Genomic DNA, 13,112 nt, shown 5'->3' on the forward strand with positions numbered 1-13,112 from the left:
CAAAATAAATGATATAATCTATTTAAAATCAAATGATCAAACACAATTGATATAGATGGTTAGGAGAAAATTAATGAACGAAAAAATAGGCTATGTTTGTAAATTTTGCGGAGTATTTCACGATGAACTCCCTATATGTTATGGGAATGAGGCTCCCGATTATTTTTACTATATCCCTGAAGAAGAGCTAGAGAGTCGAGTTGAAATGGATGAAGATCTATGTGTAATTGATGATGAATATTTCTTTATGAAAGGTTGTATTGAAATTCCAATTTTAGATGGTGAGGGACCTTTTATATGGGATGTATGGGTATCTTTAAGTGAAACAAACTTCCAAAAGACGCTTGATTACTGGGAAACGAAAGGAAGAGAAAACGAATTAGAGCCAATGTTTGGTTGGTTATCTACCCAACTTCCTTGTTATCCAGATACAGTAAGTTTAAAAACAATGGTTCATACTAGAGAAATCGGTTACAAACCTTATATTGAACTCGAACTAACAGACCATCCATTATCTATTGAACAAAAAGATGGTATTAAACTAGATCGCATCCAAGAAATTGCTGAAGAAATTTGTTATCAAAATAACGAAGAAATAAATGATTAGTAAATAAAAAAGAACATTGAAAAATCAATGTTCTTTTTTATTGCATTTTCACTTATTAATCAGATTTCTCTTCGAAAAGAGAACTCTCAACTGTATTTTAACCACCTACCCCTGATTCCTCTGCTCCTCCCTAAACTCCTCCTTCACCTTCTCTAACAACCCTTCTTCCGTAATTAATCGATACGCTGTATTCGCTAGTGCTTTTGCCGATGTAATTAATGCTTTGTCTCCAAGTTCTGAACGGGCTGCTTCTCTAAATTCATTTGTATGCGCAATTAAGTCATCTGGACCGATTTTAATGTACGGGTGGATTGTCGGTACGACTTGGCTTACATTTCCTGCATCTGTTGAGCCAATTCCTACTCTTCCTTTACGGTTTACGTCTTCACCTAATAGTTCTAGTTCATCGGCTACGACGTCATTAAATGTTTTTGTCACGAGCAATTCATCAATTTCATTTTGGAATTGATGAATTTTTACTTTCGTACCTGTTGCTAACGCTGCCCCTTGTGCAATATTTCTTACTTTTTCTGTTACTTCCGCACATCTTTTTCTCGTTGCAGCACGGATGAAGAAGCGTGCCGCAGCATAATCCGGAATAATGTTAGGTGCTTTGCCACCTTCTGTAATGATTCCATGAATTTTCACATCTGATGGGAGTTGTTGGCGAAGTGCATTAATACTGTTATACAGCTGGATAATCGCATCTAATGCGTTAATTCCTTCTTCTGGTGAGGCTGCTGCATGAGCTGTTTTTCCGTAAAAATGAAAATCAAGTGGATCGACCGCTAGTGATGGACTCGTTGGAGCTGTTTTTCCGCTCGGATGAATCATAAGCGCCGCATCAATGTTTTTAAATAAGCCAGCTTTCACATAACTCGATTTTGCGCTACCATTTGGCCCGCCTTCTTCTGCTGGTGTTCCGAACACGACAACTTCTCCGCCGATTTCCTCAAGCGTTTCTGATAACGCGATCGCTGCTGCAACGCTAATTGTTCCGATTAAATTGTGACCACACGCATGACCGAGTCCTGGTAAAGCGTCATACTCAGCTAAAAATGCGATAACTGGTCCTTGTTTCCCGGAACTTTTTCGCGCGATAAACCCTGTTTCATGACCAGCTATATTGTGCTGCAACTGAAATCCTGCGCTTCCTAACAACAAACTTAACGTTCTTGATGCGTAAAATTCTTGGTTACCAATCTCCGGATTCGCATGAATATTATGACTTGTTTCTATGTACTTTTCCTTATTTCTTTCTATACTCTCTTCAATTGTTTTTCTTTGTGACGTTACTCCTGTCGCTCCCATTTTTCTTCCTCCTTTTATTTTCACGTAAAAAAGCCTCTTTCTAAAAGATAGAAAGAGGCTTCTGTATATACAGTCAAAATGAGCTTCTTTCTTATCTTTCAAGTTACCTTGCTGGAATTGGCACAGTATTCATAAAGAATCCGCTGCCGAGGTGTCATAGGGCCAGTCCCTCAACCTCTCGTGATAAGAATTTTCATAAAATTATATTAAATTACATTCATTCTAAGTTCATTCTGATTAAAAGTCAAGGAATTCCTATCCGAATTTACCGAATATCTAAAAATCCTTTTAACACACCAATTGTTTCTGGTGCTTGCAGTCTTGCACATACGTACGGAAATTCCATACTACCTTCAAACATCATTTGAGATGTAAGTGGTGCTCCCGCCCAAAAGATTTCATCATCGATTACGATAAACGGGAATGCTTTATTTTGTCTTTGTAATTTTACATTTTTCAATGGAACTGGTCCATCACTATACACTGTTATTTGCGCATTTGTACGCATTAACGCTTGCCATACTCGCTTATCCACTTGTTTTGTACTTGGAAGTGAAATAATAATTTTTCGTTTTGCGGCTAAAATATCTTTCAATAACCCTTTCGGCTCTTCAAGATTCATTTCCATAAACCAGCGTAAACGTTTCGAGATTTTTCGCTCCCACAATTGTCTTGATGTCGTGCGATCATACACATCTCCGTGACGTTCTATATGAGCTGTTAATTGCGATAACGCTTGTTTTCTCGAAAGATTTTTACGCATGTAGTGGCAATCTGATAATTGAATGAACTTCCCTCTCGCTCTCGTTACTGCTACATTGACGAGGCGATGGTTTTTATGATCAAAGAATAACACGCCAGGGCGTTCTTGCGGATAACTATCTACCGTATCAAAGATCATCATATCTCTTTCAGACCCTTGAAACTTATGAACTGTCGCCGCTAAAACTGGTATGTTTTGATATTTCGTTCTCTGCAACATTTCTCTAATGCACGTTGATAAAAAGCGGGACTGTGCCCTGTAAGGCGTAACTACCCCGATAGATTGAACACCATCTAACAATCCAATTAACATCATTTGCATCGCTACTAAACCAGACATAATATTAAAACGAGAACCGGAAGCAGCGTCTTTTAAAGAAAAGGCTCCCATTAAGCTCGTATCAAATAAAACACTCGCCTCATTTGCGAACGGTTGCAGTTTCGCAAGTTCTTTACGCTCTGAAACAGATGGATGATCGTACACTCTATTTTTATAAATAAATGAATTCGTAAACTTCGATATATCCGTATGCATACGTCTTTGCTCCTGCAGCATAAAAAGGTTCGGATGTGCTTCTGATTTATTTACAGAATCAACAATCCCTGCATGATAAAACATATCTTCACCGAGCCATTTTCGAACGAGTTCATGGTTCGCCATCGCAATCGGAGGTAACTGTAAAAAGTCACCACAAACGACAATACGTTTCCCAAGTGAAGCAGCTAATGCGATTTGCGGAACATAAGCCATACTTACTTCATCTACGACAACTAAATCAAATGTACGCTCATAAATAAGGGAATCAATTGCACATTTCGATAAAGTCGCACCGATTACTTTCGCATTTTCAATGTATTCTTTTTCTACTTCTTTAATTTTCGCTTTTTGCTTTCGAAGATTACTTTCAATCTCTTGTATACGCTTCTTATCAGCAGAAGTCGCTTTATATGATAAAATCTTTTCACGAAGATCTTGTCGTGTCTCTTCTAAATAGAGTCTTTCTTCTCCCCAAGATCCATTCGTCGTTTCAACTAACTTCGATGCAAGTAACGTTTCATGATTTCGTATATGCTCATGTTGACTATAACCGTAACGAACAATTTCGCCAGGTGTCCATTTCTTTTTCTTTTCAATTTGCTTCGTTACTTCACTCATTAATACGTCAACTGCCGCATTACTATGAGCTAACACAAGTACCGATTTTCCTTTTTGATAATGAGCCGAAATAATACGTGATAAATTGTACGACTTCCCTGTTCCAGGCGGTCCCCACACATACGTTGTCGGATTGTAAAATGAACGATACGCCAATTCATTTTTCGTATTTTTCATCTTTTCAATATGTTTCGGACTGCTCGTCCCATCAACAAGACGCTTTATACGATTACGTTTTAGCTTATCTTTATGAGCTTCTTTCAATCTCTCTTGCAGTTGTTCTAACAGTTGCCACGGTTCACTGTATAAAACCGCTTCTCGTATTTCACCTTGTATATAATCGTTTAATTTCAGTTCTATTTCTAATCCATGTACAGATAATACTTCTCCTGTCGCTTCCTCACCATCGAACTCAATTCGAATTGGTGAACCTTCAGGTAAGCTTACTTCCGAAATAAGCTGAAATACGTATACTGTACTTTCATAATCTGTATATAAAAAACGACCGTTCATGATAGAAATTTTACTACCACCTATCGTTTTCCAATGTTTAATTTCATACGCTAATGCATAATGCCACTCTTTCATCGTTGCCGATAATGAAGGAGTTTGAGTAGGTGTATTCATCGTATAATCTCCTTCCTTCTCCCCAAACATACTTTCTCACTATACCATATAACACGCTAAAATTTGTAAGGTTTTTATCTTGCTTATTTTCTTAATTTTCAATAATATATTGTATATAATTTTCAGAAAGAAGGAAGGAATCTACATGCCAGTTAGAAGAATCGAACACGTTGGACTTATGGTTACAAACTTAGAAACATCTATCTCATTTTATGAAGAAGTAGTCGGCTTACAACTCATTAAACGTATGGGACATCCAAATCCAGACTTAAAACTCGCTTTTTTAGGTGTGGAAGAATCGAAAGAAACGATACTTGAACTAATTGAAGGTTACAACTCTTCCCTTCCAGCAGAAGGAAAAGTACATCACATTTGCTTTAAAGTGGATTCATTAGAGGATGAAATCGAAAGACTACAGAAACACAAAATAACCTTCCTACTAGGAGAAGAAATTGAAAAATTACCAGATGGAACACGTTACATATTCTTCGCTGGTCCTGACGGAGAGTGGATTGAGTTTTTTGAGACGGAGAGATAAAGTAAACCTTTATTTTGCGGGATAGAAAAAGAGCCGGAATTCCGGCCCTTGTTTTTACAAGTGCATATCCAGTAACAATAAAACATACCTCCAACCTGAGAATTCACCAAGATTAAAAACACAATCCTTTTGTTAGGAGTAGAGAATGATTAATACAATCTATATTATTATTTTTTGGATACTTATTCTATTTCCAATCCTGTATGTAATTAAGATACAGCGCTGGAATATAAAAGTGGCTGCCGTATTTGTTGGAAGGATCCTATTAAGTATTATCTTTTTCATAAATGGAATGGTGTTAGGAATGCAGCGAAATTGGTCAGAGCCTCCCTATGAAACAGAATGGGATTTCTTTATAAAATCTTTATTAAACGGGAAAACTGATGCACTTATACACTTGGTACTTCTAATTATTATCATTACTTTGGATCTAGTCATCACATTTTATTATATTAATAAAAAGAAATAGGGTGTTCTCTCCTATTTCTTTTCTTAATGTTATAAAAATCTTTCAAATAGCTCTAACTTGCACAATGCTTCCCGTTAATATAATACGCTGATTCTGTGAAAACCGTAAATACAACCTCTACTTCTGGAAGTCCAAAATCCATTACATATGTAGTAATGGCCTTGGCAAATCGATCACGAATTTCCTGTCCACGCTCGAACCATTTCACTTCAATAAGAGGAAACGCTTCTATTTCTTCTCCATTGAATACAAACGTAGAACTTGGTAGTTCCAAGGTGAAATTATCCGTACCACACTCACAGATATCTGCGAGCTCTTCTACTAATGGCTTGCTTATGCTTTTTAATTGTTCAATAGTAATTCCACGAAACACAACATGCGGCATGTGAATCCCTCCGTTAGATAGCTTTATATTTGCTCACATCATAACACAATTTATTTTGCTGCACTAACATCTATTGGTACATTTCAATGACATTCTTAAGAATGATCATATGTTATTGAAGCAATACATGTATTGTAACCTGAAAAATAATAAAGGGGTATTGTCACATCGATATCAAACTATCAAAAAGAGATGACCCTAAATTAAAAAACACGCTATTCTTTCTGTAGCATCAATTCAAAAAAGAAGGGATTCCCCCCTTCTTTTTTGAATTCCGTGTCCCTCATTATTTACTATAACCGCGATTCAGTTTAGTTAACTTTTCATTGATGTGAAAAATTCTTACTCTAATATCTTTAACACCAGATGCTTGAAGTCTATTTTTGTGCATTTCCGCGTATTTTTCAGCATCTTGTTTTTCTTCAAATACATAGATGCCTCCAGCTTCTTTCGTTTCTTGATTCTCCGTCCATATTTTCGAATGGAATCCTTCTTCTTCATTAATACTTTTTGCTAAATCCAAAAATGCTTTTTCCATTTCTTCACCAAAAGGACCTTCAAACGGAAAATCAACTTGTAGTAAATATGCCATTTTCACTCACTCCTATGTTCAATATTTTCACAACCTCTTTTATAAAATAATTAAAAAATGATAGCAACTTGAACGCATACAGTTTAACGGCTTTAGGTTATGTTTAAAAAAAACAGCCATTCCTTAGTGAAACGGCTATTTTCGTAATTCAATAAAAGCTCCCAGATTGCGGTAGATATTTTTAAATATTATTTTGTTTTTTTGACTTGATTATAATAAAAGATGGACTTCGCGATTCGTTTATTAAATCTGGCATTTTCTCTATCCCTGCCAAAGTTGATTGCGGCTCGATTATTTTATCCAGCGAAAGCCCGTGTTCAATTAAAGTATTTATTAATGTGGCAACAGTTCTATGATAAATAACCACACTATCGTCAACAAACCAGTTGTGTACTCTCATTCCTTCTTCTTGATAATTATCTAATGCCCAGTGTGATTTATTACCATCCTCAGTTTTTATCCAATGGTTGCTTCCTTTGCGAGCTGTTGCTATTGGGTGTTCGGTTGAAAAGATAAATTCACCACCGCTTTTTAATAATTCATTAATCTTTTGAATCATTGCCGAGTAATCTTCAATATAATGTATAGAGAGGGAACTTATAATCAGGTCGAACTTTTGATTGGCTAGTCCCATATCCTCCATAGGAAGACACATAAATTCTATGTTATCATCCTGATTTAACTTTTTAGCACGTTCAATCATATTTTTGGATATGTCTACACCTATTACGTTTTTTGCACCATTTTCTATACAATACTTTGAAAAATGACCATCACCGCAACCCAAGTCTAGTACCGATTTTCCTTTCAAACACAGAATTAATGATTTGATTGCTGGCTGTTCTATGAAGTCATTAGCATTTATTCCACTTTCACGCAACGCTGTGTAGTTTTTGAAGAAATTCGGATTATCGTAAACATTTTGTCTCACTTACATCACTCCTCTGATAAGGTTTTCATAGATTAAGCTGACTTCTGTTTCCAAATTACCATACTAACCATAAAAATTTTGTCATCCTTTTATTCATGTTGTGTATATAAAGCATAAAGATTGTTGGATTTTGAATCAACATATACGTCCCTTTTATTTAAAAATAAAAAAAACCCATATTCAATGAAAAATACAGGGTTTTTATAAAGCAGTTTATTTCGTTTACAGTTATACTTAGTCGAAAGAAGTTCGTGAATTAAATATTACTTATCTAATTAAGACGAATTTAGATTCCGGCCCAAACATCTTTTCCATATCGCCCTTCTTCTTGCACACGATCCAGCCAATTCCTTGCTTCTTGTTCACTGACTTCATGAATTTCTTGATATGCTTGACAAAGGGTGTCTTCTACGTCAGGAGCCATTTTACTTCCATCACCACATATATAAAGATGCGCTCCATTATCTAATAACGAAATTAAATTGATTCTATCTTGTTTTATTAAATGCTGTACATATGTTTTAGGATATCCTTCTAGGCGAGAAAAAGCTGTGTGTAAAGAGATTAATCCATCTCTTTCATCATTTTCTAGTTCTGTACGATAGAGATAATCCTTTTCAGGATGACGACAACCAAAATATAGATGTGCTTGTCCTAAGTTAATACCTTTTTGCTTTTGAACACGACGCGCTTGCAAGAATCCACGGAATGGTGCAATTCCAGTACCTGGTCCAACCATGATAATTGGTGTTTCTGGATTTTCAGGTAATTGAAAGTTTGATTGTGGCGTTCGAATGAAACAGATAATCTCATCTTTATTATGACGCTGAGCTAAATAATTAGAAGCGACTCCTTCATATGTCCCTACCCCACTCCATGCAGGTGCATTAACAACACCAACCGTAATGCTCAGACGATCCTGTGCAACGAGTGGAGAGCTTGAAATAGAATAGTAACGCGGTTTGAGCGCAGGAAGAAGTTCTAAAAAGCGTTCAAATCGGAGTTCACAAGCCTCATACTTTTCAAGAAGATCCAACATTGACATACGTTTCTTTAATATTTGTTCATGATAAACTCCCTCTTCCAATAATGATTCCAATTCCTTTTTATGAGGAGGGCATGCTGTGAATGTCACCATTTCTCGTATTTGTGCTCGAGTGGCTGCTTCTTGAACTTCTACACTATAACTAAGAAGGTCAAATAAACTAACAGGACTGTCTAAAGGTATGTGATTTACACTTCGTCCACTTGCACTCAGTATGACTTGATCCTTCCCATTTAATCCAAAGCGTTTTAAAATTCGGTTGACATTTTTCTCACTATTAATTGGCAGCACCCCAAGGTGGTCACCTTCTTGATACGTAGCGCCTTCTGGCAAGGATATCTCAATATGTCGCGTGCTTCTTTCACTGCTAGATGATTGAAGTTCACGATTTTCTAGTATAGATGCATAAACTGCTTCATATGTTCGCGCAAGAGGAGATCCTCCAAGACGACTAACAAATTGTAAACTTAATGTACTGCGTTCTTTCTCAATGTTTTTGTTAAGTTCCAATCCAAATGCCTTCATCGCATCAGACCACATACTTTGTTTCCATTGCTCGAGCTGTTCCTCGAAATCACCACTTGCATCTGCTTCTCCACGTGTCGAAAATCTTGTTGCTCCTTTTTGAGCCATTTGCTCATCAATGTATCTTGGAATTCGCTGATAAGTACTAGCCCAATTATGATCTCCACAACCAAAAACTGCGTATTGAACACCTTTTAGCTCATCCGATTTTAATTCCTCCAACCATTGCACAAACTGCCCTGCATTACTTGGTGGTTTTCCATTATAAGAAGAAGTTACAATAAGAACCGCCCCTTCTTTTGGCAGACTTCCAATTCCATCGTTAAGTGCTACCACTTCTGTTTGAACACCTTCTAAACTAGCTGTATCTGCTAGTTCTCTTGCAATACCTTCTGCTACCCCTGTATCCGATCCATACAGAACAAGAAGACTCCTTCTATTATCGGCTCCAATAATAGAAGGAGTCTTCTGAACTTGCTGTTCGATTTCATCGTTTTTCAGTTTCTCCTCTATAGGCGCAAGAACAGTAGTATGGCTAATAGTTTGATTTCGGGGTAGAATCCTAATTTTAAAATCACCAGGCTTTAGCGTTAATGTTTGTTTTACGTCCAGCTGATAGTCTTGATAATCGATGAATTCAAAATGTTGAAGAAGCATTCCCATTACGAGTGTGGCTTCATGAAGTGCAAACTGCATACCGATACATGCTCGTTGACCATTTCCAAATGGCTTATAAGCATGATGAGGAACCTTATCCAGCTCTTCAAATCGTTCAGGTTGGAATTCTTCCACATTGTCTCCCCACGCGTCTTTATCCCTATGTAGCTGTGGAATAAGAACAGAAATACGATCTTCTCCTTTCTTAATTGGATATTTCCCACCAATCACTGTATCCTCTTTTGCATAGAGACTGAATGCTGGAGCAGTAGGCCATAGACGTAGCGATTCATTTAAAATCATCCGGATATACTTTAATTTCATAACTTGTTGGTATGTTGGAGTGGGATCTGTTAAAACCCGATCTACTTCTTCATAGGCTTTTTTCAATTTATCTGGATTCTTTAATAAAAAATAGATTGCAAAAGATAATAATCCACTTGTTGTTTCATGCCCAGCTATTAAAAAAGTGATAATTTGGAAACGAATATTTTCATCATCTAATTTTTCACCAGTTTCCGGATCCTGCACATTTAACATACGGGAAAGTAAATCATTTTCTTCCTGATTTCCACTACTTTTACGTTCAGCAATAATATTATCTACTAAAGAAAACATAGATTGAATATCATGCTGAAATTGACGTTTCGTTCTCCACATGAGTTTATCTTCTATATCCAGCCGCTGTAATTGGTGCATCGCCTCATCTAGAGCACGGCTCATGCTAGTAATAAAAGGATGAGGGGTCTCACGATAATAGCTATTAAATCGATAATTAAAACCACATAGACCAATTGTATCCAATGTAAGGCGAGTCATATCCTCCGGAACATCTACGTTTTCATTCGGATTAAGCCGTGCCCATTTTTGAACGAGTTGTACAGCAATATCGACCATCATAGCATGATAACCTTTCATTGCTCGTTGGCTGAATGTAGGCATCAAAATATTATGAGCTTTTTTCCAGTTAGGCTCGTGAGTCTCGCTTGTAAATAATCCGTCTCCAGCAAAGGCGCGAACTTTCGCTAAAGCACCCTCTATACTTTTATCAAATCTTGTTTCGTCACAGACTTCTGCTACCAGTTCATGTCCAGAAACGACAATAATGGTATCACTTAAAGTTTGAATTCGAAAAATGGGACCATACTCTTCCGCTATCTTGATAAAGGATAGGGTCGGTTTATCTTTATCGATTAATGGGAGATTCCCCAGCAATCCATATGTTTTCGGTTGAGGAATGGCAGATACTTTTTTATCCATTAAAAACACCCTTTCAAAAAAGCATGAAATAAAATATCCCATTCAATAAAAAGAAGATAGCAATGAATCGCCTGGGATAAAGATATGTAATTGATTACCTTATTTTATCTTTTCCCGAACTATTCACGATTATGATATTGCTTATAAGGTTGGTAATCTAAGTTGTTTGTTGATATTAGATTTATAACTTGCAGAGAAAATACTAAATTAAAATGAAGCGTATTATTATAATGTTTATCACAAATTGAGAGCTAAAGATTGTAGTATTGGGAAAACCAGTAGTTCCTAATGTCAATTCAAACAAATACGATAAGCAAGTATACTGTGTTACTAATGAAAAAGGATCTGATATGAATATCAGATCCTTTTTACTATATATAATTATTTCACTGGTCCTTTTCCAAATTTAAATACCAGCACCTTAGCAGCAGAAATTTGCATTTCTTCATAGTCTAACTAAACAGTAAAAAAACTTGTAGGAATCATGATCTAGAGTCTTATTTTTCCCTACCGATTTAACCTCTCGACAGCTTCCGCGCTTGTATCTACACGTTTAACGAAAAAAACTAATAGTAGTGCAACAACATTCATGCCAAGCGCTACATAGAATGAATATTGAATTCCGGATAATAAAGCCTTCTGAGTTAACATTGCCTTCGTAGCCTCTGTGAAGGTTGTAGGATCTACATCAACCATTAGACTTTCAGCTTTTGTTTTTGTTACAGAATTCATAATCGTAACAAGAATAGCAGTACCAATCGAACCGGACACTTGTTGAGCTGTATTATTAACAGCTGTACCGTGCGGATTTAAGCGAGTTGGTAATTGATTAAGTCCGTTTGTCATAAGTGGCATCATCACCATCGCCATCCCAAACATCCGCAATGTGTAAATAAGAATAATATGTGTGTGACTAGATTCGATTTGCAGGTTTGCCAGCATATAAGTTGAAACAGCTGTAATGGAAAGTCCTACTATACCAAGAATCCGAGGGCCATATTTATCAAATAGTTTACCTGTAATGGGTGACATAACCCCCATTATTACCGCACCTGGGAGCATCATCAGCCCAGAGCTCAGTGGAGAAATACCACGGACGTTTTGTACATAAGCTGGTGTTAAAATCATACCCGAAAACATGGCCACTGCGTTAACAATTGCAATTACAGACGCAAGTGCAAACATTGGGTACTTGTAAACACGTAAATCCAATAACGGTTCATTCATTTTTAATTGGCGGACAATGAAAGCAATTAGGGCAATAGCGCCTATGATTAAGGTTGTTAAAACAATTTTATTCGTCCAACCGTCGGAGCTTGCAGAACTGAATCCATATAACAAACCGCCAAAACCGACAGAAGATAATAGTAATGAGAGATAATCAAGTTTTGCATTTTTATTTTGTCTCATGACGTTCTCAGATTTCCAAATCCCTAACAGTAAACTAATGATTGCTAACGGTAAAATCATTTCAAAAAGCAAACGCCAGTCATAATACTCTACAATATAACCTGATAGTGTCGGTCCAATTGCTGGAGCTGTAATCATAACTAATCCAAAAATCCCCATTGCGGTTCCCCTTTTTTCTCTTGGAAAGCTTACTAGCATAATATTCATTAACAAAGGCCCCATGACTGAAGAACCTGCTGCTTGAACCATCCGGCCAGTAAGTAATAAACTAAAGTTCGGTGCTAAAGCCGCTAAGGCCGTACCAAAAATAAAAATCACCATAGATGTAATAAATAAGCTCCTATTGGAGAAGCGGGTTATTAAAAATGCTGATGCCGGAATTAATATACCACTTACAAGCATGTACCCTGTAGAAAGCCACTGGATCGTTGAATAATCTTTAATGTCTAAATCTTTCATTATTGATGGCAAAGCTACATTTAAAAGCGAGTTATTTAGAAATGAAACAAATGCCCCAATAAAAAGGATTACAAGCATTAAATATGGTGGTTTTCTTTTATGTAATGTTTCACTCATATATTTATTTGCCCCTTCATTATAAATTCCATTGATTAGTTTAAATCGTTTGTATATCTGCATAAGAATATATTGTCCTTGCAGTATTTTGCCAAACTCTTCGAATGGATATTCTCTTTTTAGCAATTCTATTTGCTCGACATAACATTTTAAAATCTTTTTTATTGATTAAACCTTTATAAACATTTAAATAAGATTTTGAATGAATATTTAAACACGTTTGTTAACCGAAATTAAATTAGGCTGAAATAAACAAAAGGA

Annotated in this window: 10 protein-coding genes and 1 riboswitch; of the genes, 3 read left to right on the forward strand and 7 right to left on the reverse strand. The window is 36.4% G+C overall.

From position 1 onward, the window contains the following. Positions 1-73 precede the first annotated feature (73 nt). Complete coding sequence (locus ABH960_RS25515; RefSeq protein WP_404449200.1) at positions 74-607, forward strand: DUF2199 domain-containing protein; 534 nt, start codon at positions 74-76, stop codon at positions 605-607. Between the two features lie 105 nt (positions 608-712). On the opposite strand, the gene ABH960_RS25520 is transcribed toward ABH960_RS25515, so the two are convergent. After that, positions 713-1,918, reverse strand: coding sequence for a M20 family metallopeptidase (locus tag ABH960_RS25520; protein ID WP_404449202.1), 1,206 nt, complete (start codon positions 1,916-1,918; stop codon positions 713-715). 88 nt (positions 1,919-2,006) lie between these two features. Next, positions 2,007-2,108: riboswitch (SAM riboswitch) on the reverse strand. 75 nt (positions 2,109-2,183) lie between these two features. Beyond that, a complete protein-coding gene (locus tag ABH960_RS25525; RefSeq protein WP_404449204.1) occupies positions 2,184-4,493 on the reverse strand; it encodes an AAA domain-containing protein in 2,310 nt (769 codons plus the stop codon). Between the two features lie 115 nt (positions 4,494-4,608). Here ABH960_RS25525 and ABH960_RS25530 point away from each other — a divergent pair, with 115 nt between their 5' ends. Continuing rightward, entirely contained in the window at positions 4,609-5,001 is a 393-nt protein-coding gene (locus tag ABH960_RS25530; RefSeq protein WP_404449206.1) for a VOC family protein, read from the forward strand. A gap of 145 nt (positions 5,002-5,146) precedes the next feature. After that, entirely contained in the window at positions 5,147-5,470 is a 324-nt protein-coding gene (locus ABH960_RS25535; protein WP_404449208.1) for a hypothetical protein, read from the forward strand. Positions 5,471-5,522: 52 nt separating this feature from the next. On the opposite strand, the gene ABH960_RS25540 is transcribed toward ABH960_RS25535, so the two are convergent. The 5 genes from ABH960_RS25540 to ABH960_RS25560 all read right to left on the reverse strand — a co-directional run bounded on the left by ABH960_RS25540 (position 5,523) and on the right by ABH960_RS25560 (position 12,851). Next, positions 5,523-5,855 carry a DUF1904 family protein gene (locus ABH960_RS25540; RefSeq protein WP_002142404.1) on the reverse strand — a complete coding sequence of 111 codons (333 nt, stop codon included), beginning with the start codon at positions 5,853-5,855 and terminating at the stop codon, positions 5,523-5,525. Between the two features lie 286 nt (positions 5,856-6,141). Continuing rightward, complete coding sequence (locus ABH960_RS25545; protein ID WP_149190667.1) at positions 6,142-6,447, reverse strand: monooxygenase; 306 nt, start codon at positions 6,445-6,447, stop codon at positions 6,142-6,144. 181 nt (positions 6,448-6,628) lie between these two features. After that, a complete protein-coding gene (locus tag ABH960_RS25550) occupies positions 6,629-7,378 on the reverse strand; it encodes a class I SAM-dependent methyltransferase (RefSeq protein WP_404449210.1) in 750 nt (249 codons plus the stop codon). A 286-nt stretch (positions 7,379-7,664) separates the two neighbouring features. Then, positions 7,665-10,865, reverse strand: coding sequence for a bifunctional P-450/NADPH--P450 reductase (gene cypD, locus ABH960_RS25555; RefSeq protein ID WP_404449212.1), 3,201 nt, complete (start codon positions 10,863-10,865; stop codon positions 7,665-7,667). A 507-nt stretch (positions 10,866-11,372) separates the two neighbouring features. Beyond that, on the reverse strand, positions 11,373-12,851 hold the full coding sequence (locus tag ABH960_RS25560) for a DHA2 family efflux MFS transporter permease subunit (protein ID WP_404449214.1): 1,479 nt from the start codon (positions 12,849-12,851) through the stop codon (positions 11,373-11,375). Positions 12,852-13,112: the final 261 nt, after the last annotated feature.

Source organism: Bacillus sp. RC252 (assembly GCF_044909215.1).
Taxonomy (GTDB): Bacteria; Bacillota; Bacilli; order Bacillales; family Bacillaceae_G; genus Bacillus_A; species Bacillus_A mycoides.